Origin of the sequence: Rossellomorea sp. NRS-1567 (genome assembly GCF_050467885.1) — a bacterium.
In the GTDB taxonomy this organism is placed as follows: Bacteria; Bacillota; Bacilli; order Bacillales; family Bacillaceae_B; genus Rossellomorea; species Rossellomorea aquimaris_C.
Window position 1 is genome coordinate 35817 of the sequence record NZ_JBITPL010000018.1, and the last position, 23487, is coordinate 59303.

The following is a 23487-nucleotide window of genomic DNA, read 5'->3' on the forward strand; positions in this document are numbered from 1 at the left end:
ATGCAGAAACAAGGGGAAGTCATACAACAACTTTCTAAGAAACAGTTAACTTTTCATTTATATTTCACTCAATTTTTACTATTAACGATTGCCTTGGGATTAGGTGTATTTTTATTTGACACATGGTCGGGTTTTTGGAAACAGTTTTACTTTTCACCGACTATTTTGACCATTGGATTAACAAGCGGTGTGATGATTGTGATCATCGATATCGTATTGATGAAGTATTTACCCAGTAAATACTATGACGATGGTGGGGTGAATGCACGGATATTTACGGATAGAAGCATGGGTGAAATTGCACTGCTTGCATTTTTCATTAGCATTAGTGAAGAAATATTATTTAGAGGCGTGTTGCAATTTCACTTTGGCTTGATCCTATCAAGTATTATATTTGCTCTGATACATTTCAGATACTGGGCTCACTGGTTTTTAATTGTCAATATTGTACTGCTTAGCTTTTGGATCGGTTTCATTTATGAACAAACAGAGAATTTATTGGTAACAATCATCATGCACTTTGTCATCGATTTCTTACTGGGTATGCATATGCGTAAGAAAGGAAGACAAAGAAGTAAAGAAGGGATGTCTCATGAGTAAAGACCCATATCGAGATCAAGCAGCGAAATTAAAGCAAAAGATTGAACGAGTCCCAGAGGAAGCACCAGTCAAAAAAAGAGAGCCTCTTCCAGCCAGAAGTGAAGTGCATAGAGAGAAAAAGAAGAAAAACAAATGGAAAATGAAATATCCATTGATTAGTATGTTGCTCTTATTTTTTATTCTTTTGCCCTTGACGGTTTTTAGCATTTATTCGTATTTCGATAGCAGGGATGGTCCCCTGGTGGTCATGTCAGAAGATGTGGACGATGTGGAAGAAGTTCGCTACGACCAATCCGATAATGAGGATGAGGAGAGCTTTGTAGAGTCTGATTCAAAAGAAGAAGAGTCAGCTGCGAATGACAAAAAAGAAGAATCCTTGATTCAAGATGCTCCCTCAATGACTGGAAAGGAACAACCAGCATCGACTGAACCGGCTTCTCCACCTGCTGAACAAGAATCAATAAAGGAAAGCCCGAAAGAAGAGGTAAAAGATGAACCTGAGGAAGAACAGTCAACATACAAGATCGTGTATCATACGGTCGCACCCCAGGAAACCCTATTCAGGATTGCTATGAAATACTACAATTCCCAATCAGGGGTTGAACGAATTAAGGAATGGAATCATATTCAAAATAATGAAATTCAGACAGGGCAAGTACTGGAAATCCCATTAGATCAATAAAAGGCACTCCCCCAAGGCGATTTGGGGCGGGTGCTATTTTTTTTTACAAAAATTCGCGATAAAATTTACATTCATTTATAAGAAGCATTACAAACTGTAAATATAATGGAGGTGACAGCACTAAAAGAGAAGGAGTTGGTTTCATGGACAGAATGCTTACGCGCTTTCAAAAAGTAGATGACTTTTTATTTTACAGAATCAATGGAAGCAAACAGCTGTATCGTTCATTCTTCGGCTATGTGACTCATTTGGGAGGAGCGAGGTTTACTGTAGCCTCCGTCCTGATTCTGTTCTTCTTGAGTCAATATTATCCACAGATGCAACGAACCGTAATGGCCGCCATGATAACGTTATGTATCAGTCATGTTATTATGTCGATCACCAAGAGGTTGGTTAAACGAATCCGACCTTATCTAACTTTACCCGATGCAAGGATACACGGTTATGAATTTAAAGATCATTCATTTCCATCTGGTCATTCCACCGCTATCTTTTCCATATCGATTCCATTTATGATTCAGTATCCAACCACGATGCTTATCCTATTTCCTATAAGTTGGTTAGTGGGGTATTCCAGAGTGATTCTCGGAGTCCATTATCCTTCAGATGTATTGGCAGGGGCATTTCTTGCATTTGCTACGACTTTAATGGTCCTTTTGTTTTTAGGATAATCGTATAGATTTTACGAATTATAAGTTAATCATTAAGGGGGAAGAGTACATGCGAGTGGCATTGTTTTCGGATACTTATTATCCTCAAGTGAACGGAGTCGCAAGAACGTTAAAAAGATTGACGGATCACTATGAGAAACGGGGAATTGAGTATAAGGTCTTTGTTCCTGATATTCAAGAGAAAAAAGAATCCTATCCAAATGTACATTCCTTCACAAGTTTTCCTTTTTTCTTTTATCCTGAATGCAGAACAGCTATTGCCAACCCGAAAACGATTGAAAAGCAGTTGAAAGATTTTTCACCTACACTGATTCATGTAACCACACCTCTTACAATGGGACTTTATGGGGTCCGCGGTGCTAAGAAAATGAATATACCCTTGGTTGCTTCTTACCACACCCATTTCGACCTGTATTTGAACTATTACAAAATGATGTGGGTGGCACCATTATTATGGAAGTACATGAAGTGGTTTTATTTACATGCAGATCGGATTTTTGTCCCCTCAATGGAAACGAAACTTCACTTAGAAAACCAGGGTTTTACCGACTTATCCATATGGAGCAGGGGAGTCGATTGTCAAACCTATTCTCCGGAAAAGCGCAGTCCTGAACTAAGGGGGAAATTTAATAAAAACAAGAAATACACTCTTCTTTATGTGGGACGTTTAGCTCCTGAAAAGGACTTGGACACACTCGAAAAGACGATTAAACACCTTCCCCAAGCATTAAAAGATCAAGTTCAATGGGTTATCGTGGGCGATGGACCAATGAGGAATGAGCTTATGGAAAAAACCAAACAAGAAGACGTACTCTTTACGGGTTATGTAACAGGAAACGAATTAGCGGAAGTGTATGCATCCTCTGATCTATTCGTCTTCCCATCTGCTTCAGAAACGTTTGGAAATGTAGTGTTAGAAGCATTTGCCTCCGGTTTGCCAGCGGTAGTGGCTGATAAAGGCGGTGTGACGAACATCGTAGAGCATAACCAAACCGGAAGGATGGCGAAAGCTCATCAATATCCTTCGTTTATTCATCATATTGAAGAGATATTGAATGAAAATCTCCTAAATGAAATGAAAAGAAATGCTCTTCTAATGGCTGAAAAACAATCCTGGGATTGCATCTTTGATCAACTCATAACGGAATTTCATGAAGTTAGCTTTTTTCGCAATCGGAATCAGATGTCAGGGTGAAGAAACCTTAACCCGCTTTCCTGATGTTTGTAAAGGATCTGAAAAAGGTCCTTTTTTTATACTACTATTCTAACTTTATGGACAAGTTCATAAACTATAAGGGAAGGAAAGGAGAGGGTGGGAATGAATTTTGGAGAATGGACAGATCAAGCCACTGGACAGATGCTACATAATTTAATAGACAAAAAACAAAAATTTGATAAAGCCAAAGCGTTACACCTATATACCTTATGGGCAACAATGTTTGCTTCCTTCTTTTTTCTCTATTATGTGACGAAATTTGTGCTTGGACCATATTCTTATTCGTTTGCAGCGGTGTTTTCTGTATTTGTATCCAGCTCTTTTCATCTATTTATCACAATGCTTCTTGTCGGGCTTTTCGGTGCTACAAGAATCTTATATGAGAAAAAGGAGAAAAAGGAAAAAGAATATCATGCATTAAGGTGTGAGGTCATCGATCGTAGTAAGGATTTATGGAAAGAAGAAGCGTGGAAAAAAAGGCATCATGTGTATGAAAAAATGAAAAAAGAATGGGATATTAATTTATTTCATGGAAGTAAATGAGAGTAAACGTAAGCACTAAAAAACGGGCCCGTATTTATAAAATAGTAAAAAGAATAGGCCCATTCCTTTTTTTCGAAGAAATGAGCCAAGCTTCCATGCATTAAAAGAATACCTTTTTATCTCTTTCATCCTTAAGTATTTCGACTGCTTCACGAAAACGTTGGGAGTGGACGATTTCACGCTCCCTTAAAAACCGCAAACCATCATTCAGATCAGGATCGTCACTCATATTGATGATCCACTGATAGGTAGCCCTTGCTTTCTCTTCAGCCGCTATATCCTCATATAAATCAGCAATCGGATCACCTTTAGCCGCTATATACGCTGTAGTAAACGGCACACCCGCAGCATTGTGATAGAAAATCGCTCCATCATGATTAACATAATGAGGGTCAAGTCCAGCGTCCTTCATCTGCTGGGGAGTTGCATCTTTAATTAATTTATAAACCATTGTCGCGATCATTTCCAAGTGAGCAAACTCTTCCGTGCCGATATCCGTTAACAATCCGATGACTTTGTCAGGGATGGTATAGCGTTGATTGAGATATCTTAGGGCAGCGGCAAGTTCTCCATCAGCTCCTCCGTATTGTTCAATCAGAAATTTTGCCAGTTTAGGATTGCATGTACTTACTCTGACCGGATATTGAAGTTTTTTCTCGTACACCCACATTGTCATGCACCTCCTAAAATATTAAACTTGCCATGGCCATGGAGCATCCTTCCAATCCCATGGGTAATTGGAGTAGCTATATCCAAAGTTTGTCAAAGGACCAAATTCCTTTTCGAATTTCTTCTTAATCTGTTTTCGCGTTTTGATATACATATTATATTGAGAGATTGCATCATAATCTTCAGGGTGTGTATCAAGGTAAAGGGTAAGGTCAAGGATCACGAAATCTACGGCTTGTAATTCTTCCAGCACTTCATAATAATGGGTGGGAAGCTGTTTCATGTCAGTCTATTCTCCCTTCATCTTTTCATAGGGGCTATAGTAGGGATCATAAAACACTTTCCATAGAGTACCTTTTTGTAACGCTTCTTTTGGTGAATATTGCTCAAGGTTGGGAGGTTGGAACCCCAAGTAAAGATTAGGGGGCGTTGAATAGACTTTCCGGGTAATAGGCTTACACGGATCGAATGGGCTTACATATGGGTAATAAGCTTTGTAAAATTCGTGCACGATAATCCCTCCTTTAAAGAAAATCCTTCGTAACAACATATGAAATAGATAAATGGAACATGTTAATTAATTTAAATTCATAAATATGAAGGGAAACTTTGTGAAAATGTTGAATACTAAAGATGTAGGATATTAATGATGAGGTGGTCAAATGTTTGTAAAAAGTGCCATGATACCGAAGCACAAATGCTATGTGGTGGATGAAAATGACTCGATTGAAAAGACCCTTACAGTTCTGGAGCACCATAAAATTGATGGAGTGCCGGTACTCTCGAATGAAGAATACAAAGGGGTGGCAACACGCTACAATATTTATCAGAGCTTCTTCCTTTCAGGAATGGATAAAGAAGCCTTTCTCAAGGAGAAAAAGGTTCGTGATATTATTGCCGATACCGACAAATATATAACTGACAAAGATGTATTCGAAAATGCATTGGTCGAATTGAAGGATTCTCCGATTCTTCCGGTCGTAGGAGCAGATAAAAATTTCCTTGGATTGATTACCCGATTTGATGTACTTGATCAATTCAGAAGTGCATTTGGGATGGAACAAAAGGGAGTGCGAATCGCCTTTTCCTCTGTGGAAACAGAAGGACGGATTGCCCGTCTTGGAGATATCATCCAGCAGTACTCGGAATCGGTCATTTCCCTGGTTACCTTTGATGAAACCGATAAATTATTACGTCGTATCGTTCTAAAGGTCGAAAAAAAGGACAATATGGAAAAATTCCTTCATAAGTTAGAGAAATCAGGATTCCGTATCCTGGACATTCAAGAAGATGAATAATTGACGGAAACCCTGTATGAAAAGAAATCCCTCTCATAAGATTTATGGGAGGGATTTTTTTGATCAATCATACTGTTAAACTGCTTATCACGTTTCTATTAGGGTATCTATTCATTACATGGTTTCCGGCTGTAGAATTGCTGAACAGCTCTGAATTCATTGTTGAGTTAGTCTTAAATCCCGTGCCATTCTTCGCGGCAATGATGGCCTTTATGGTGGGGTTAATGGTTCAAGGGAATTTATTGAAATTTGAATTATATTCTATTCTACGATTAATGAATGGTAAACTACATAAAGAGTTAGTCTTCATCCCATTTCATATAGGCATCGTCTATTTGTTGAGCTGTTTTGGGATGTGGCAAACAATGATTTTTTCCTTCTTATCCATCTTTTATGGTATTATTTCTATAGATTTCCACCGACAAGGAGGCCACAATGCTTGAAATTAGTATGTTTTTATTAGTAGGGGGAGTCAGTCTCCTCTTTTTTATGTTATATGAAGCACGAAGAAATGTTGTAAAAATGGAGAAGGTAAAGCTTCCTGCCCTTCCTCATAATATGGGCCCGATTTCAATCTTTTTTATATCTGATATACATAAGCGGGAAGTGTCAGACGGAATTATTGATGAAGTGAAAGGGAAAGCGGATATTGTCATCATTGGCGGGGATCTTCTTGAAAAAGGAGTGCCTTTTTCAAGAGTTGAACAAAATTTAGATAAACTTTTGACACTGGGTACGGTTTATTTTGTTTGGGGCAATAATGATCATGAAGTGAATACGAACCGGCTGAAGGATATATTTAAACAAAAGGGAATCATTGAAATTGTAAATGATTCAGTTAAGGTCCCTATTCATAAAGGGAAGATTAACATGATCGGAGTGGACGATGCGAGTACGCAAAGAGCTTCTTACTCTTCTGCCCTTAGAAAAACAATACCATCTGAATTTAATATTTTAATCAGTCATGACCCGAGGCTAGTGAGGCAGGTACGAACAGAAGAGGGGATTGACTTGATGTTGAGTGGCCATACACACGGTGGACAAATTCGATTATTTGGCTGGGGACTGTATAAAAAAGGAAGACTTGAAAAGCTCCCACAAACCACCCTATTAGTAAGTAACGGCTATGGGACCACTGCGCTCCCATTGCGCTTGGGAGCTCCGGCAGAGACCCATTTACTGAAAATCGAAAAGGAATGAAATGAACAATTGTTGTTCATTACCTGTACAAATTTTACACAGTGCGGTTTCTCGATTATAATTTTAGAGAGAAGAGAATTACTTTGGGGGACTATTTATGAGTAATGAAAAGAAGATAGAAGGCAAATATAATATAAAAGCTGTGTCCACAATCTTAGGAATACAACCAGGTACATTAAGGGCATGGGAGAGAAGATATCAAATAATTGCTCCTGTACGTAATGAATCAGGTCACCGTTTGTACACAGAACAACATTTAAATATATTAAAATGGCTGGTTGAGAAGGTCAATCAGGGATTTACCATTAGTCAGGCTGTTGCGTTACTTGATAAACAAGAGCTGGAAGAAAATGAGATCGCATCTTCTGAACGAAAGGACCGTACTCAGAGCATCTCAGATGACTTGTTAAAAGCACTCTTAAGCTTTGATGAAACAAAAGCTCATGAATTAATCAATCAGTCGTTTACTGTTTACACAATTGATAAAGTGGTGATTGATATCCTGGGCAGCTTGCTGGTTAAAATCGGAGACCTGTGGGAGAACGGGAAAATCACGACGGCCCATGAGCATTTTGCAACATCGATACTTAGATCCCGTATCGGTATCATCATGCACTCTTTTCCACACAACGGAATCTTACCTAAAGTAGTAGCAGTTTGCGGCCCGGGAGAATGGCATGAATTAGGATTATTAATCTTTACTCTATATGTAAGAAGAAAGGGATTTGAAGTAATCTATTTAGGCTCCAGTATTAAAGAAAATGATATCGACATCGTTCTTGACGAAGTCGATCCTAAGTTTCTATTCTTCTCTTGTACCTTATTGGAAAATGTAGACAACCTGCTGTCACTCGTTGCTTCATTAAAGAGTGAACGGGAAAGCCTGGAAATTGGAATTGGCGGTTTTGCTGTAGACCATCTACCAAAAGAAAAGAAAGAGGAATTTCAGGAACACATTGTCGGACAATCCAAGTCTGATTGGGAGCTATGGATGAAAAGTAAATTATAATTGGATTATGCACTGTTTTCTGCCCCTTACATAGTATGGTGATAAATCGTCACACTCTAGGGGGTACGAAGATGAAGCTTGAAAGAATTTCTGACAACAAAATAAAATTTTCCATTAGTGTAGAAGAATTGGAGCAAAAAGGCTTATTTGAACAAGACCAATGGAAAGATTCCTATATGTGGCATGATCTTTTTGAAGACATGTTAGATGAAGTCCAGGGGAAGTTCGGCATTGAAACACAAATGGAAATCACCGTGGAGATTGAGTCATTTGATGATCAGGAAATCTGCATGATCCTCACATTAGAGTCAGAAGATGACTTTTCTGATTGGGAAGACGAAAGTGGAATCATGAAGTCTATGAATGATCATGATGTGCTCGTTTACTTTGATGATTTCGAGGATGTACTGGACCTCCTTAAACGCATCAACCAATTGAACAAAGTGAACAATCGCCTCATACATTTAAGCATTTATTATTATGAAAAAAACTATTACTTACTTTTTGAAGATTTATTGGAATTTGATAGCTTAGTCATGGAGGCTATTTGTGCTGAATACGGTCAGCACTCAAAGATTACGAAACATATCCTGATGGAGTATGGCCGTGCTGTGTTAATAAAGGATTCCATTGATAAAATTCTGTTTTATTTTTGATCGTGTTCAGTGGCAGCAATCTTCACCCCCCTTTAGATATATGCTTTACTATGATTTATAAGAAATATAGACATTTTTTTGCACTTTTAGGGTGATTCCTGGGAGTGTTTTTTGTTTTGGTGATGGTAGTTGTAGATGCTTGTCGCCTCTAATCAAGCCGCCTCCGCTTTTCGTTTATGTCCAGCTCCAGGGGCTTGGGGCTCGAGGTCATAAGCCAAGCAACCCAAAAAGGCGAAAAGCGCCTTTCCGGGTCACTCGTCTTATGCTTGTCGCCCCAGGGCGAGCCCCTTCCGCTTTTCGTTTATGTCCAGCTCCGGCGGCTAGAGGCTCGAGGTCATAAGTCGAGACCACCAAAAAGGCAAAGAGCGCCTTTCCGGTGGTCTCGCCTTATGCTTGTCGCCTCTACCCAAGCCGCCTCCGCTTTTCGCGTTGTCCAGCTCCAGGGGCTTGGGGCTCGAGGTCATAAGCCAAGTAACCCAAAAAGGCAAAGAGCGCCTTTTCAGGTTACTCGTCTTATGCTTGTCGCCCCAGGGCAAGCCCCTTCCGCTTTTCGTTTATGATAGCGTTTTCAAAAAAATCTTCTTTTTTTAATTTTCCTTCTTTGCAAGAAGAATTCAAACGTGTATACTATGTCATGAAAGCGGACGAGGTTCCGTGAAACAGTGAAGTATACTGGGAGGTTTACATAAATGGTAGCCGATAAGGGGAAAGAAAATCACCAAGCATCTGATCAACACGATGTTTTGAAATCTACACAAACGGTTATTCATCTTGCACTTGATAAATTGGGGTATTCACAAGAAGTATATGAATTATTAAAAGAACCTGTACGAATGTTAACGGTTAAAATACCAGTCCGGATGGATGATGGGAAAGTAAAAGTTTTCACGGGATACCGTGCTCAACATAATGATGCAGTTGGACCAACAAAAGGTGGGATTCGATTTCACCCGAATGTTACTGAAAAAGAAGTTAAAGCGCTTTCCATCTGGATGAGCTTGAAATGTGGAATTGTTGACCTTCCGTATGGTGGAGGTAAAGGGGGGATCATTTGTGATCCCCGGGATATGTCATTTAGAGAGCTTGAGCGATTAAGTCGTGGTTATGTACGCGCAATCAGCCAAATTGTCGGACCATCCAAAGATATTCCCGCTCCCGATGTTTTTACAAACTCTCAAATCATGGCGTGGATGATGGACGAATACAGCCGAATTGATGAGTATAATTCTCCAGGGTTCATTACAGGGAAACCATTGGTGCTTGGGGGGTCACATGGTCGTGAAACGGCAACTGCGAAGGGCGTGACGATTTGTATTCATGAAGCAGCCAAGAAAAAAGGAATAAAGCTTAAAGGGGCGAGAGTAGTCGTTCAAGGCTTTGGTAATGCCGGAAGCTTCCTTGCAAAGTTTATGCATGATGCAGGAGCAAAGGTGATTGGGATCTCTGATGCCTACGGTGGACTTCATGACAAAGATGGGCTGGATATTGATTATTTGCTGGATCGTCGGGATAGTTTTGGGACAGTTACGAAATTATTTAATAATACGATAACAAACGAAGAACTATTAGAGCTGGACTGTGACATTCTTGTGCCTGCAGCCATCGAGAATCAGATCACAGAGAAGAATGCTCACAACATAAGAGCAAGCATTGTGGTAGAGGCAGCGAACGGACCGACAACCTTGGAAGCAACGAAAATCCTCACCGAGCGTGGGATTTTACTGGTTCCTGATGTGTTAGCATCATCGGGTGGGGTGACGGTTTCTTACTTTGAATGGGTGCAAAATAATCAGGGGTATTACTGGTCTGAAGAAGAAGTGGAAGAAAAATTGGAGAAGATTTTGGTCAGCTCCTTTAACAATGTATACGAAACTTCCCAGTCCAGAAGAGTCGATATGAGACTCGCCGCATATATGGTAGGGGTAAGAAAAATGGCCGAAGCATGCCGGTTCAGAGGTTGGATTTAATTCTAGTCAAGGATGAGATGGATGACATCTCATCCTTTTTCAATTCTATATAAACACGTTTTACAATAATTTGAGCAGAAATTAGAAACCATACTACTGACATGGATCATGAGGTTCGAGTGCTTCCTTTTGACCAAATCATAATCTTATTCCATAATAATTGGGTAGAAACCATTTTAACATCTGAAGTGAACGAACGTAAATTACCATTCAGATAGAGGAATTGAAGGAGTGTCTGAATTTGAAAATGGAAGAATGCATTATTGTAGGTGGGGGACCGTGTGGGCTTTCTGCTGCTATTAGTTTAAAAGAAAAGGGAATCGATCCTTTAATCATTGAAAAAGGGAATATCGTGAATGCCATTTACCACTATCCCACTCATCAAACGTTTTTCTCATCAAGTGAGAAGCTTGAAATTGGCGACGTTCCTTTTGTTATTGAAGAACACAAACCAAGGCGGAATCAAGCACTTGTGTATTATCGTGAGGTAGCGAAGCGGAAGGAATTAAGAATCAATCGATTCGAAACCGTTCATAAGGTGGAGAAGCAAGACGGCCGTTTTTCCGTTTCCACCTCAAAGGGAACGTATGAAAGTAAATCAATTGTCATTGCGACCGGTTACTATGATCATCCCAATTATTTAGAGATTCCAGGAGAGAAATTAGAGAAAGTCTTTCATTATTTTAAAGAAGCACATCCCTTTTTTGACACAGATGTGGTTGTGATTGGAGGGAAGAACTCAGCGGTTGATGCAGCACTTGAATTGAATAAAGCGGGAGCAAGGGTAACCGTACTATACCGGGGAAGTGAGTACTCAAAGAGTGTGAAGCCCTGGATTCTCCCTAACTTTGATGCGCTTGTCAGGAATGGCGAAGTAACGATGGAATTCAACGCGTGTGTAGAGGAAATTGCAGAGGACTCTGTTATTTACAATGTAAAGGGTGAGAAAAAAGAAATCAAAAATGACTTTGTGTTTGCCATGACAGGTTATCACCCGGATCATAGCTTCCTGACGAAAATGGGAATAGATATTGACAAAGAAACAGGACGACCTTCTTTTCATCAAGAAACGATGGAAACGAATGTAGAAGGAATTTATATTGCAGGTGTCATTGCTGCGGGAAACAATGCCAATGAGATCTTTATTGAAAATGGTCGTTTGCATGGCGGATTGATCGCTGAATCCATTACTCAAAAAGGGAAGTGACAAAAGAAAGAGGCTCTGCTGTGAGCCTCTTTCTTTCATGATGGTTGCTTATGTTCCTGATGAAAGACAACCTTAATTTTTGAAAATCGTTTCTAATTCTTTAATGTCACCGGTTTGGGACAGAGCCACCATTAACTTGATTCTTGCCTTTTGTCCATTAAGACCATTTGAGAAGATAACCCCTTTTTCTTTCAGTTGTTTCCCCCCTCCTGAATAGCCGTATATATCCTGGACAATGCCATTAAAGCATCTCGAAACCAATACAACCGGGATATTAGCAGCTAACAGCCCATTAATTCCATCGACCGTATCAGGCGGGAGATTCCCTTGCCCTAATGCCTCGATTACAACCCCATCGTACTGTAAGTCTTTTATGGCAACTAATAAGCCTGAATCCATTCCGGCATATGCTTTGATCAGGGTAACCCTCTTGGAAATGTCGCAAACCTGATAATGCTCATTTGATGTTGGCTGGTGATGAAAAAGAACGCCTCTTTTGGTCACAATCCCGATTGGGCCATACTGTGGACTTTGAAAGGTAGATACATTGCTTGTGTGAGTTTTGGTCACGTTCTTAGCAGAGTGGATTTCGTCATTCAGGACGACTAAAACCCCTTTGTTCATGGATTTGTCATCAGCAGCTACCCGAACGGATGAAATAAGGTTATACAGACCGTCCGCTCCAATCTCATTACTTGATCTCATTGCCCCTGTAACGACAAGGGAGACTGGAAGAGAAAGGGTTAAATCCAGGAAGTAGGCAGTTTCTTCGAGGGTATCTGTTCCGTGGGTAATGACGACTCCGTCAAATGATTTTTCCCTGTATTTCGTTTCGATTATATCTTTTAATTGCTGCATATGCTCCGGTGTGATATGAGGAGAAGGCAGATGAAATGCTTCTAAGACCGTTAAATTTGCTAAATTCGATACGATGGACGTTTGTACGGAAAGGGGATTTTCCTTCCCTGGAGTGACTGCTCCCGTCTGTTCGTCTTCCATCATAGAGATGGTACCGCCTGTATGTATAACCAAAATATCTTTCTTCATCATTCATTCCTCCAACCAAATAAATTCCTGTTTCCATTCCTACATTAACATGATACGATTAAGAAAACAGAAAGAAAAGAGGACTTTTTTATGCTGGTGATTTTATCAGCGGGTATAGCACCAGGATTAGCATTGCTAAGTTACTTTTATTTGCGGGATGAATATGAGGCAGAACCTATTACGCTAGTTTTCAAAACCTTTATGTATGGGGCCATTATTACCTTTCCTATTATGTTTTTACAATATGTTTTAGAAGTGGAAGGAATCATTGATTCAAATTGGTCGACGGCATTTATTTCTTCCGGTCTTTTAGAGGAATTTTTCAAATGGTTTATTTTAATGTTTGCGATCTTCCAACATGTTGATTTTAATGATCCTTACGACGGCATTATCTATGGTGCAAGTGTGTCACTTGGATTTGCTACTACTGAAAATATTTTGTATTTGGTTGCTAACGGTGTTGAACATGCATTTGGAAGAGCGATCCTGCCTGTTTCAAGTCATGCGTTGTTCGGTGTCATTATGGGATATTACTTAGGAAAAGCAAAGTTTTCCTCCAGGGAAGAAAGGCATAAGTGGCTTTTCATTGCGATTTCTTTGCCCCTACTGTTACACGGAACATATAATTACATCTTTCTAGCCGAGAAAAACTGGATCTATTATATGGTACCGTTTATGTTTTTCTTATGGTGGCTTGGTTTGAAGAAAGTGAAAAGTGCTCATCGATTGACAGAAAAAAAATACACGGGTACTGATTTCGAAAAAGAAATTATTTAAAAGGACGCTTTTTATTTAAAGCGTCTTTTTTGCATTTTCAAATCCCTGATTTCTCCTTCGTAACAAAAAACCGCCTTTAGCAAAGACGGTTCTATAAAATATTTACTTGTACGCAGCTGCCAGGTCGGTTTTAGGTGCTTCTTTCCGTTTCACTTCATCAATTTTATTCACGAACATTTGAAACACTTTTCTTTTTTCATCCAACTCGCGTATGTATTCCTTAAGTTCATTGTACTTTTCTTCAAAAGGCTTATGATACATTTCCCTGATATTTTCAATGATTTCCTCATTCACGGTTGATTGAATGACTTGCTTAGTGATGCCGTACTTATAGGAATATACCTTCAGTTCCTTCTTTATCTCTTCATAGTCAGTATTAATCTGATCCAGCACCTCTGAAATATCATCTTTCCACTCATCCAATGACTTCGCTAAATAGTCCTCCATCATGACCTCCCCCTTCAATTCCGGATTTATTTGAAGTAATCCTCATTCTATTATAACTCTGAATGTTTACATGGCTTTTGCTGGGACATTACAGAGTCTTATCAAAGGTGTGGTAGGTTGTTTTCTAATTTTTATTATTCACTTGTATAAAATGGGAGCCTCTACAAAAACTAGAGTTAATGTTAATTGAAGATATGGAGGTTAAGGCATTATGAATAGTCGTTTCAAATTGATTTCTACTTCAGTCGTCATGGTGCTTATGTGTTCTCTTTTTATGATTTCCTCTGAAGGAGAGAAGGCAGACGCTTTTACAAATCAAGTGATACAACATGGCGCAACAGGTGAGGATGTAATCGAGCTTCAATCCAGACTTCAATATATCGGGTACTATAACGGTGACATTGATGGAGTATTTGGGTGGGGCACATATTGGGCTCTAAGAAACTTTCAATATGAATTCGGACTTCCCATTGATGGTTTGGCAGGAGCGAAAACGAAAGAAAAACTGGTGAAAGCCTCAAAGTATAACAAGCAGTTTGTAAAAAAACAAATTGAAAAAGGCAACAATTTCAGCCATTATGGCGGAACAGATTTAAACAAACAAAAAGGTCCTGGCGGCGGGGGGGCTGAAGGCGGAACATCCGGTGGGAAAGCAGCTCCTCAAAAGAAGCCTGCACCAAAGCAGGCACCGACTCCATCCAAGCCAACGGCAGTGAACACTCCTAATGGATTTTCACAAAACGACATTCAATTGATGGCAAATGCCGTATATGGAGAAGCCCGTGGTGAGCCGTATGAGGGACAAGTTGCAGTAGCGGCCGTTATTCTCAATCGGATAGACAGTTCTGCATTCCCGAACACAGCCGCAGGTGTCATTTTTGAACCTGGTGCCTTTACAGCTGTAGCAGATGGCCAGATATGGTTAACACCAAATGAACAAGCGAAAGAAGCGGTTTTAGATGCCATAAACGGCTGGGATCCTTCTTCAAGTGCTCTCTATTATTTTAACCCTGTGACAGCAACTAGCAAGTGGATTTGGTCACGTCCACAAATCAAGAAAATAGGAAAGCACATATTCTGTAGTTAAAGAGGTGAAGTAAATTGCTACGTGTCATTTTAATAACGGTGCTCGTCCTTGGTGTTGCAGGAACCGCATTCTGGGGATACCAAGAGCATCAGGAGAAAAATGCGATATTAATCAACGCTGAAAACAACTATCAAAGAGCGTTCCATGAGTTAACTTATCAGGTAGATCTTGTTCACGATAAGATAGGTTCGACTCTTGCCATGAATTCAAGGAAATCATTGTCTCCGGCACTTGCCGATATATGGAGATTAACTTCTCAGGCGCACAGTGATGTAGGACAGCTTCCGTTAACACTTCTGCCGTTTAATAAAACAGAGGAATTCTTAAGTAATATTGGAGATTTCAGCTACCGGGTAGCAGTGAGGGATTTAGATAAGAATCCTTTAACGGATAAAGAGTATAAATCACTTGAAAATTTATATGAACAAAGTGCTGATATTCAGAATCAGTTAAGAAAGGTTCAACATCTGGTGATGGAGAACAACCTGAGATGGATGGATGTAGAGCTTGCTTTGGCGTCAGGAAATGAACAGGCGGATAACACCATTATCGATGGCTTTAAAACGGTTGAAAAGAATGTATCCGGATATGATGAAGCAAACTTTGGTTCTACAACATTTGTGAATACTGAGAAGAAAGACCAAAATTTTCAGAAGATTAAAGGGAAAGAGATTTCAAAGGATGAGGCCGTTTCGATCTTAAGAAAATATTCCGGTATAAGTGAAAAGACTGATGCAAAAGTTACGAAAAGTGGAAAAGGCTCTGACTATAAATTTTATAGTGTAACGATTGAAAAAGGGAAAACACACGCAAGTATGGATGTTACTCAAAAAGGTGGATATCCAATCTGGTATATTAACAATCGGGAAGTTCAGAAGCCAAAAATCAGTCTAAATAAAGCGGCAGAGAAAGCGACTGACTTCCTGAAGGATAACGATTTTGACAAATTAGAACTATTTGAAAGTGCACAGTATGACAACATTGGTATCTTCACCTATGTGACCGTATTGGATGGTGTAAGGATTTATCCGGACTCTGTTAAAATAAAGGTAGCATTAGATAATGGACAAATCGTCGGATTTGCTGCAGAAGAATATTTGAAGAATAATCATGATAGAGAAATCGGACAAGCGTCCATTACTCAAGCACAGGCTAAAGAAACGACTAACCCTAATCTTAAAGTAATGGAAGAACGTAAAGCCGTAATTGTGAATGATCTTAATGAAGAAGTGCTCTGCTACGAATTCCTAGGGATGCTGGGTAAGGATACCTTTAGAATATTCATCAATGCAAACACAGGAGAAGAAGAAAAAGTAGAGAAGCTCAGAAAAGCGGAACCGATTTATGAAGAAGTCGTCTAGCTTTTAGAGGGACGGACCTCCGTTATGGAGATCCGTCCCTTTTCTTTAGATGTAGAAAAATTCAGAATAGAGATTCAAAAAAATATGGAAAGGTGATGAATGTCATGCCATAATATAGATACATAAAATGGGAAAGTGGGAGTATTGTACTATGATAAAAGCAGGTACCACATTACAGTTGGAACCGATACATAATGATACATTTGAACGGTATAGGTGCCGGGTCGTTGAGATTGGCGAAGAAGGGCTTTATATCGATTACCCTATTCATACAAAAACAGAAAAAGCCGTTTTCTTAATAGATGGCACACAACTTAAAGCAAGCTTCAACGTTAATGAGCAGACGGTACTTATGTTTGAAACAGAAGTGAAGGGACGTAAACTATCCAAAATACCGATGATCCACATTCATTATCCAGGTGAGGAAGGTTTAGAAAAGGTCCAAAGAAGACAATTTGTCCGAGTAGAAGCGAACACAGATATCTCAATAAAAATAAACGATGGTTATTTTCCAACGATTACAGAGGATATAAGTGCAGGAGGATGCGCGGTATTGGTGAAAGAAGGAATGGAGCTGAAAAGTGGTTCTAACATATCTACGACCATCGTTTTGCCTATGCAAACGGGTGAGAACCAGTATGTAGAAATAGAAGGTAAAGTGATCCGCATCTGGGAAAAAAGTCGCAAAAAAATTGCAAGCATTGAATTTGTTCATTTAACTGAAAATCAACGACAGCTTATTTTAAGATTTTGCTTTGAAAGACAGTTGAACTTACGAAAAAAAGGGTTACTTGAATAAAATTCCATAATATACACATACTTTTTCTATAAATAGGAAAAAGGTGAGAACAATTAAATCCGTTGAGCGAATATTAATCAAATTAGTCATAATACATTTCATTTTATTAATAGCAGTCCAATTTGTTATCCATGAATTAAATATCCTTCCGGAGCTGAATAAAATCGTTTTTTATGAAGGCGTCGAAAAAATGGAGTACAGCGAAATAGTCGAAACCTTATCCGGTAAAGCAGGTAATTAGTTGCCTGCTCTTTTTTTTGAATAAAGATTCTTTCAACGTGGTGGGAGATTTATGTTAAAATAGGTAAGAAAATTATTAGGAAATTAAGTAGGTGGATTAGTTGAAGAAATTAAGAATTGCGATCGATGGTCCTGCAGCTGCGGGGAAAAGTACAGTGGCGAAAATTGTAGCAGGGAAATTATCTTATCTTTATATTGATACTGGGGCGATGTACCGTTCATTAACATATAAAGCTTTGAAACTGAATATAGACTTGCATGATGAAAATGGGTTGAAGGAATTATTAGCTCATACAAAAATCACGCTTGAACCGACTGATGATGGACAAATTGTATATGTAGACGGGGAAGATGTGACAGATGAAATCCGTCAAGCCGCCGTTACCAATTCAGTATCTCATGTGGCCGTCCATTCTCAAGTTAGAGAAGAGATGGTGAACAGACAACAACAGTTGGCTAAACAAGGTGCTGTTGTAATGGACGGAAGAGATATCGGGACCCATGTTATCCCCGACGCTGAAATTAAAGTGTTTTTACTGGCAAGTGTAGATGAAAGAGCCCAAAGAAGACATGAAGAAAACATTTCGAAAGGGTTCCCTTCAGATCTGGAACAATTAAAAGTAGAAATTGCCCGCCGTGACAAGATCGATTCAGAAAGAGAAGTGGCTCCCCTTAAGAAAGCGGACGACGCAACTGAAATAGATACGACTTCACTATCCATCCCTGAAGTAGTGGATCAAATTATGCTGTTAGTAGAAAGGAAAGGTTAATGTGAACTTGTATTCCTTTGCTAGAGGTCTCGTAAAATCGATTCTTTCCCCTCTCTATCGCATTGAGGTCAAAGGTTTGGAGCATTTCCCTAAAGAGGGGGGAGTCTTATTATGCACAAACCATATTGATAACTTAGATCCCCCGGTAGTGGGGATTTCAGCTCCCAGACCTGTTTCATTTATGGCTAAAGAAGAGCTCTTCAGTGTCCCGGTACTGGGTAAGCTATTACCCGATTTACGGGCATTCCCGGTGAAAAGAGGAATGAGTGACCGGGAAGCACTAAGGAAAGGTTTGCAGGTCCTTAAACAAGGAGATGTTTTAGGACTGTTCCCAGAGGGTACTAGAAGTAAGACAGGTAAAATAGGTAAGGGATTAGCAGGAGCAGGTTTCTTTGCTCTTCGTTCCGAGGCTTACGTTGTACCTTGTGCAATCATTGGACCCTATAAGCCTTTCAGGAAATTAAAGGTCGTATTCGGGCCGCCTATTGCTATGGAGGGCATTCGAGAACAAAAACTGAATGCAGAGAAAACAACTGAAATTATTATGCAGCACATTGAAAAACTAATACAAGAGCATGAATAATATGAGCTTTCTCGCTTGACAAAAAGTAGTATTTATTAGAAGTTAGTAGAAAGAATATTTTAAATTGTGAAGTCTCGCAATTATCAAAAATCTTTGCAGTCATGGATTAAGGAGGAGTACATAATGGAAGACATGAATGGAATTGAAGTGAAAAATCTTGAAATCGGTGAAAAAGTTAAAGGAACAGTCACTAAGGTCGAAGAGAAACAGGTCTTAGTCGACGTTCAAGATAGCAAAGTGGATGGCATCATTCCAATTAGTGAACTCTCAAGCCTTCATATCGAAAAAGCTTCTGATGTAGTCAGTGAAGGGGATGTACTTGAGTTAATCGTGACGAAAGTTGAAGAAGAACTTCTGGTTCTTTCTAAACGAAAAGTAGATGCTGAAAAAGCATGGGAAGAAATGAAGATTCGCTTTGAAAATGCCGATATCTTTGAAGCGGAAGTCAAAGATGTTGTGAAGGGTGGACTTGTAGTTGATCTTGGAGTTAGAGGATTTGTTCCTGCATCATTAGTCGAGGACTATTATGTTGAGGATTTCTCGGACTATAAGGATAAAACATTGACGTTCAAGATTGTGGAATTGGATCAGGAAAAAAATCGTCTAATCTTATCCCACCGCGCTGTTGTAGAAGCGGAAAAGCAACACCAGAAGAAGCAGCTTCTAACGGATATTGAATCTGGTGCTATTCTTGAAGGGACAGTTCAGCGTATCACAGATTTCGGAGCGTTCGTAGACATTGGTGGAGTAGATGGATTGGTGCATATCTCCCAACTTTCCCATGAACACGTTGAAAAGCCTTCTGACGTAGTCACTGAAGGACAAAAAGTACAGGTCAAAGTTCTAAGCGTCGATCGTGACAATGAACGTATTTCTTTATCCATTAAAGAAACCCTGCCAGGACCTTGGAGTAATATTTCAGAGAAGGCACCTAAAGGCAGTGTTCTGGACGGTGTGGTTAAACGCTTAGTTTCATATGGAGCATTTGTAGAAGTGTTACCTGGTGTTGAAGGTCTTGTTCACATCTCTCAAATTTCACATAAGCATATCGGTACACCGCACGAAGTCCTTCAGGAAAACCAAGAAGTACAAGTAAAGGTATTGGATGTAAATGAGAATGATCAACGTTTATCTTTAAGCATCAAATCTCTTGAAGAAAAAGAGGAAGAAATAACTGATTACCAAATGCCTGAAGAAAATACAGGTTTCCAATTAGGTGAAATGATTGGTGACAAATTAAAAGATCTTAAGTAATGGTGATGAATAGTGACAAGAGCCCAAAGAAAGCAAGACCACATTAATTACGCTTTATCAACTGGTCAACAACGAAGAACAGGTTTTGATGAAGTTGCTTTTGTCCACCAAAGCTTACCGAATATAGCAGTGGATGAAGTTCATCTACAGGCAGAGATTGGCGAACTTAATTGGAGTTCGCCAATTTTCATAAATGCTATGACAGGCGGCGGTGGGGAATCAACTTCTAAAATCAATGAAGAATTAACGATTCTTGCACGGGAAACAGGTCTGGCCATTGCTGTCGGATCTCAAATGTCCGCACTGAAAGACCCTTCTGAACGAAAAACGTACGAAATCGTTCGTCAGCATAATCCAAATGGCATCGTTTTTGGGAATTTGGGAAGTGAAGCAACCGTTCAACAGGCAAAAGATGCCGTAGAGATGATTAGAGCCGATGCGTTGCAAATCCACTTGAATGTCATACAAGAATTAACCATGCCCGAAGGTGACAGGGACTTCAGAGGGGCCATGGACAGAATACAGGAGATCGCTGAAAGTATTCCAGTACCTGTGATTGTGAAAGAAACAGGTTTTGGTATCAGTAAAGAGGCTGCAGAATCCTTGTCCCACTCGAACATTTCAGCCATTGATGTGGGGGGATTCGGTGGTACCAACTTCTCAAAAATCGAAAATCAACGCAGAAAAAGAATGTTGGAATTCTTCGATGATTGGGGTATACCTACTGCCATTTCTATTGCCGAAAGTCATGCTACATCCAGGAAGCCGGTTCTTGCTTCAGGTGGTGTCCAAAATAGCTTAGATATCGTTAAGTCTCTAGGATTAGGAGCGTCTGCAGTAGGAATGGCAGGAATCATTCTCAAGCAGCTATTAGACTCAGGACTTGAGGACACCATTGAAGAAGTGAATCAAATTCATACGGATATTAAGTTCCTTATGAGTGCGCTGGGGTGCAGGCGTCCAGAAGATCTTCACAGCGTACCACTCGTGTTGTCAGGCGACGTGTTTCATTGGCTGGACGTTAGAGGGTTGAATCCTGCAAGCTATAGCAATAGAACGTTTAATAAGTAAAAAGAACGAATTCTCTTTTGAGAATTCGTTCTTTTTTTGTTGCTTGATATTAGCTGTGGATTTTGGGTATTTTTGTAAATAGGCTGAATTAACCCATAAAACGGCTGGATTTTTGTTAAAATCGGCCGGATTCCTGCCCAATTCCGCTGGATTATCATTCAAAATGGCCGGATTTTTTAGTATTTCGGCTGAATTATCGTTTGTTTACAAGACATCAGCCGAAAATTCAAAAGCGCCTTTCTGGCATGTTCGCCTTATGCTTGTCGCCTCTACCAAGCCGCCTCCGCTTTTCTGGTTACCGCTGTCCTTTTTTGGCTTCTTCCGGTCCTTGCAGGCTTGTTGCTCCGTTGTAGTGCAAGGCCTGGTCCCTGTCTGATTCGACTCGTTTGCTTTGTTTTAGTTTCTTTTCTTGACGATCTTTACCCATTATAAACACCTCCCTTTCTTATTTTTTCTTTGAGAAAATGATTCATACATGAATGAGTTACATAAAAATTTTCCATAATGTAGATAATAGGAGGGAGTGAATGATGGTGGATGGGATTCTGTATTTATGGCTGATTTGGGGAATTTGGATTTTTACGACGTTTATGATGAATAAGACACACCCATATCGTTTCCATTATTCCTTCATTTGTTTAGTGTTAATATGCGTGTTTCCATATGGATTGAAAGTAAGTTATGTGGAGGTTGCCGTACCGGTTATTGTTTTAGGACTAATTTGTATCCATTACATAAGAATTCTTAGTTTGAAAGATAAATTATATATGCTTGTAGCCATTCTGGCGATGGGGATGCTTTATGCGGGCATTGGGTTATTGGCTATTTATGATCCTGTTCTCATGTTCTTGGATCGAGATCTTATAATGGCTGTATCACTTGCTTTCCTGAGTATTCTCTTCTATACCTCGTCTTCATTTATGCTCCGGATGATCGCTATTGCCGGGAGCAGTATTGTGGGTGAAGTCTTTATGAGCATCCCATTAAAGAATATAGGATTTCTATATCCCATCGGTGGACCTGTTTACCTCGATGTCCTGGCTATTTCAACTGGAATTCTCTTAGCGATTAAGTTGTTTGAAGAAATAAATCAGTTATTCAACATCAAAGTACAAACAAACAAAGGGGAAATGAAGAATCTATGAATGAGTATGTGTATCCGGTCATCTTCGGAGTAGTAGTTGGGACATTAACCAGAATCTATATGCTGCGTACAGACTATCGCCAATATCCCACTTATTTGCATGGGAAGATTATACATATTGCTCTTGGATTTATTGCGGCTGGCTTAGGTACCATCGCGATTCCTGCATTACTGGAGGAGAACTTCACGGCGATTACTTTCTTAACCGTCGCTGCGTCTCAATTTCGGGATGTGCGAAATATGGAAAGGAACACATTGACAGAGTTGGATGCATATGAACTTGTTCCTAGAGGGGCTACATACATCGAGGGGATTGCCGTAGCCTTTGAAAGCCGTAATTATCTGGTTATTTTCACTTCGCTGTTAGCCACTTTAGCTTATATTGTCTTTAATTTCTATGTAGCGTTGCTGATCAGTGTGATATGTATGTTGGCTGCCCATAAACTAATGGCTGGAGGCAGATTGAAGGATATCGTTAACATTGAATATGTGAAGCCTCATTTCGATGGGGCAGGACTTTACGTTGATAATATCTACATTATGAATATTGGATTAAAGGTAAGACAAGAAGAAATTTTAAAGTATGGAATGGGGTTTGTTCTTTCCCCAAAATCATTCGATGCCAGATCGACGGTAGCGAATCTAGGTCAAAGGCAAGCGATTCTTCATGATATGTCTACTTCCTTGGGGATATTCAAAGATTCAGGAACACCGGCTTTAACGCCATTGGCCAAGAGGGATTTAGACGATGGTCGAATAGGTGTATTCGTCCTCCCGCAGCGAAAGGATGTAGAGAAAGCGATTGCCATCCTTGGGCAGGTGCCGACATTGGAAAATGCGATAAGAATGCCGTCAGAATCGAAGGCGAATCAGGAGGGTGGTAAATTAGAATGAGTACAACGATCCAAAAATTCATACTCGCTACGGTTACGACATCACCTGAAAAAGTACCAAGTGGAACAAGCGTCTTTTATTGTAAAACAGATGAGGAATTGCAAAAGATCTGTGCGAATTTAGAGGCGATTCTCGATGGCATTGCCCATGAACTGGATGAAGGACTATTTATCATTGTAAAACATTGATTGCTAGTTTATTCTTTTATTGATAAAATAGTTAAGTTAGGGGGGACTGTCCCATAAGGAAACATTACCTTAAGGGCCAGTCCTTCTTATGCATAGCTCCAATTGAT

The 23487-nt window shown here is 39.7% G+C and carries 30 protein-coding genes; 24 read left to right on the plus strand and 6 right to left on the minus strand.

Annotated elements, in window-relative coordinates:
• The 5 genes from ACIFOD_RS13575 (at position 1) to ACIFOD_RS13595 (ending at position 3712) form a co-directional block, all read left to right on the plus strand.
• Entirely contained in the window at positions 1–600 is a 600-nt protein-coding gene (locus ACIFOD_RS13575; protein WP_430315103.1) for a CPBP family intramembrane glutamic endopeptidase, read from the plus strand.
• Entirely contained in the window at positions 593–1282 is a 690-nt protein-coding gene (locus ACIFOD_RS13580; protein WP_430315104.1) for a LysM peptidoglycan-binding domain-containing protein, read from the plus strand. Before ACIFOD_RS13575 ends, ACIFOD_RS13580 begins: the two co-directional genes overlap by 8 nt.
• A 143-nt stretch (positions 1283–1425) precedes the next feature.
• Positions 1426–1953, plus strand: a complete 528-nt coding sequence (locus tag ACIFOD_RS13585) for a phosphatase PAP2 family protein (protein WP_397553504.1) — start codon at positions 1426–1428, stop codon at positions 1951–1953.
• Positions 1954–2002: 49 nt separating this feature from the next.
• Entirely contained in the window at positions 2003–3148 is a 1146-nt protein-coding gene (locus ACIFOD_RS13590) for a glycosyltransferase family 4 protein (protein ID WP_430315105.1), read from the plus strand.
• Between the two features lie 123 nt (positions 3149–3271).
• Positions 3272–3712, plus strand: a complete 441-nt coding sequence (locus ACIFOD_RS13595) for a DUF2663 family protein (protein WP_430315106.1) — start codon at positions 3272–3274, stop codon at positions 3710–3712.
• Positions 3713–3812: 100 nt separating this feature from the next.
• On the opposite strand, the gene ACIFOD_RS13600 is transcribed toward ACIFOD_RS13595, so the two are convergent.
• The 3 genes from ACIFOD_RS13600 to ACIFOD_RS13610 are packed head-to-tail and all read right to left on the minus strand — an operon-like array spanning position 3813 to position 4892.
• Positions 3813–4382 (minus strand): manganese catalase family protein, encoded by a 570-nt coding sequence (locus ACIFOD_RS13600; protein ID WP_113967645.1) that lies wholly within the window; start codon positions 4380–4382, stop codon positions 3813–3815.
• A gap of 21 nt (positions 4383–4403) precedes the next feature.
• Positions 4404–4664: a spore coat protein CotJB gene (locus tag ACIFOD_RS13605; protein WP_428974638.1), complete on the minus strand. Its 261-nt coding sequence runs from the start codon at positions 4662–4664 to the stop codon at positions 4404–4406.
• A 6-nt stretch (positions 4665–4670) separates the two neighbouring features.
• Positions 4671–4892 (minus strand): spore coat associated protein CotJA, encoded by a 222-nt coding sequence (locus ACIFOD_RS13610; RefSeq protein ID WP_044340146.1) that lies wholly within the window; start codon positions 4890–4892, stop codon positions 4671–4673.
• 151 nt (positions 4893–5043) lie between these two features.
• Here ACIFOD_RS13610 and ACIFOD_RS13615 point away from each other — a divergent pair, with 151 nt between their 5' ends.
• From ACIFOD_RS13615 to ACIFOD_RS13645, 7 genes are all read left to right on the plus strand, one after another.
• On the plus strand, positions 5044–5679 hold the full coding sequence (locus ACIFOD_RS13615) for a CBS domain-containing protein (protein WP_430315107.1): 636 nt from the start codon (positions 5044–5046) through the stop codon (positions 5677–5679).
• Positions 5680–5738: 59 nt separating this feature from the next.
• On the plus strand, positions 5739–6122 hold the full coding sequence (locus ACIFOD_RS13620) for a hypothetical protein (RefSeq protein WP_397553507.1): 384 nt from the start codon (positions 5739–5741) through the stop codon (positions 6120–6122).
• Entirely contained in the window at positions 6115–6879 is a 765-nt protein-coding gene (locus tag ACIFOD_RS13625) for a metallophosphoesterase (protein WP_430315108.1), read from the plus strand. Before ACIFOD_RS13620 ends, ACIFOD_RS13625 begins: the two co-directional genes overlap by 8 nt.
• Before the next feature lie 97 nt (positions 6880–6976).
• Positions 6977–7888, plus strand: a complete 912-nt coding sequence (locus tag ACIFOD_RS13630) for a MerR family transcriptional regulator (RefSeq protein ID WP_430315109.1) — start codon at positions 6977–6979, stop codon at positions 7886–7888.
• 71 nt (positions 7889–7959) lie between these two features.
• Positions 7960–8544, plus strand: a complete 585-nt coding sequence (locus tag ACIFOD_RS13635) for an adaptor protein MecA (protein ID WP_430315110.1) — start codon at positions 7960–7962, stop codon at positions 8542–8544.
• A gap of 689 nt (positions 8545–9233) precedes the next feature.
• Entirely contained in the window at positions 9234–10511 is a 1278-nt protein-coding gene (locus ACIFOD_RS13640) for a Glu/Leu/Phe/Val family dehydrogenase (protein ID WP_113967654.1), read from the plus strand.
• Between the two features lie 241 nt (positions 10512–10752).
• Positions 10753–11718, plus strand: a complete 966-nt coding sequence (locus ACIFOD_RS13645; RefSeq protein ID WP_430315111.1) for a YpdA family putative bacillithiol disulfide reductase — start codon at positions 10753–10755, stop codon at positions 11716–11718.
• A gap of 72 nt (positions 11719–11790) precedes the next feature.
• On the opposite strand, the gene ACIFOD_RS13650 is transcribed toward ACIFOD_RS13645, so the two are convergent.
• Entirely contained in the window at positions 11791–12768 is a 978-nt protein-coding gene (locus ACIFOD_RS13650; protein ID WP_113967656.1) for an asparaginase, read from the minus strand.
• Between the two features lie 87 nt (positions 12769–12855).
• Here ACIFOD_RS13650 and prsW point away from each other — a divergent pair, with 87 nt between their 5' ends.
• A complete protein-coding gene (gene prsW, locus ACIFOD_RS13655; RefSeq protein WP_430315112.1) occupies positions 12856–13542 on the plus strand; it encodes a glutamic-type intramembrane protease PrsW in 687 nt (228 codons plus the stop codon).
• Between the two features lie 102 nt (positions 13543–13644).
• Here prsW and ACIFOD_RS13660 read toward each other — a convergent pair whose 3' ends face one another.
• Positions 13645–13989, minus strand: a complete 345-nt coding sequence (locus ACIFOD_RS13660; RefSeq protein WP_324748463.1) for a hypothetical protein — start codon at positions 13987–13989, stop codon at positions 13645–13647.
• Between the two features lie 250 nt (positions 13990–14239).
• Between ACIFOD_RS13660 and sleB the strand changes: the two genes are divergently transcribed.
• From sleB to fni, 8 genes are all read left to right on the plus strand, one after another.
• Positions 14240–15076, plus strand: a complete 837-nt coding sequence (sleB, locus tag ACIFOD_RS13665) for a spore cortex-lytic enzyme (protein ID WP_428975079.1) — start codon at positions 14240–14242, stop codon at positions 15074–15076.
• A gap of 14 nt (positions 15077–15090) precedes the next feature.
• On the plus strand, positions 15091–16437 hold the full coding sequence (ypeB, locus tag ACIFOD_RS13670) for a germination protein YpeB (protein ID WP_430315113.1): 1347 nt from the start codon (positions 15091–15093) through the stop codon (positions 16435–16437).
• Between the two features lie 151 nt (positions 16438–16588).
• A complete protein-coding gene (locus ACIFOD_RS13675; protein ID WP_430315114.1) occupies positions 16589–17236 on the plus strand; it encodes a flagellar brake protein in 648 nt (215 codons plus the stop codon).
• Between the two features lie 43 nt (positions 17237–17279).
• Positions 17280–17477 (plus strand): YpfB family protein, encoded by a 198-nt coding sequence (locus ACIFOD_RS13680; protein ID WP_258549518.1) that lies wholly within the window; start codon positions 17280–17282, stop codon positions 17475–17477.
• Positions 17478–17577: 100 nt separating this feature from the next.
• Complete coding sequence (cmk, locus tag ACIFOD_RS13685; protein WP_430315115.1) at positions 17578–18246, plus strand: (d)CMP kinase; 669 nt, start codon at positions 17578–17580, stop codon at positions 18244–18246.
• A gap of 1 nt (position 18247) precedes the next feature.
• Positions 18248–18829: a lysophospholipid acyltransferase family protein gene (locus tag ACIFOD_RS13690; RefSeq protein ID WP_397553517.1), complete on the plus strand. Its 582-nt coding sequence runs from the start codon at positions 18248–18250 to the stop codon at positions 18827–18829.
• 120 nt (positions 18830–18949) lie between these two features.
• On the plus strand, positions 18950–20083 hold the full coding sequence (gene rpsA / locus ACIFOD_RS13695; protein ID WP_430315292.1) for a 30S ribosomal protein S1: 1134 nt from the start codon (positions 18950–18952) through the stop codon (positions 20081–20083).
• A gap of 12 nt (positions 20084–20095) precedes the next feature.
• On the plus strand, positions 20096–21154 hold the full coding sequence (gene fni, locus ACIFOD_RS13700; protein WP_430315116.1) for a type 2 isopentenyl-diphosphate Delta-isomerase: 1059 nt from the start codon (positions 20096–20098) through the stop codon (positions 21152–21154).
• A 295-nt stretch (positions 21155–21449) separates the two neighbouring features.
• On the opposite strand, the gene ACIFOD_RS13705 is transcribed toward fni, so the two are convergent.
• Positions 21450–21581, minus strand: a complete 132-nt coding sequence (locus tag ACIFOD_RS13705) for a YpzI family protein (RefSeq protein WP_113970719.1) — start codon at positions 21579–21581, stop codon at positions 21450–21452.
• A 100-nt stretch (positions 21582–21681) separates the two neighbouring features.
• Here ACIFOD_RS13705 and ACIFOD_RS13710 point away from each other — a divergent pair, with 100 nt between their 5' ends.
• Genes ACIFOD_RS13710 through ACIFOD_RS13720 form a run of 3 tightly spaced genes read left to right on the plus strand, consistent with a single transcriptional unit; the run spans position 21682 to position 23380 of the window.
• Positions 21682–22299 carry a YphA family membrane protein gene (locus ACIFOD_RS13710; RefSeq protein WP_430315117.1) on the plus strand — a complete coding sequence of 206 codons (618 nt, stop codon included), beginning with the start codon at positions 21682–21684 and terminating at the stop codon, positions 22297–22299.
• Positions 22296–23192: a YIEGIA family protein gene (locus tag ACIFOD_RS13715; RefSeq protein WP_397553521.1), complete on the plus strand. Its 897-nt coding sequence runs from the start codon at positions 22296–22298 to the stop codon at positions 23190–23192. Before ACIFOD_RS13710 ends, ACIFOD_RS13715 begins: the two co-directional genes overlap by 4 nt.
• Complete coding sequence (locus ACIFOD_RS13720; protein ID WP_113970716.1) at positions 23189–23380, plus strand: capping complex subunit for YIEGIA; 192 nt, start codon at positions 23189–23191, stop codon at positions 23378–23380. Before ACIFOD_RS13715 ends, ACIFOD_RS13720 begins: the two co-directional genes overlap by 4 nt.
• The last annotated feature ends 107 nt before the right edge of the window (positions 23381–23487 follow it).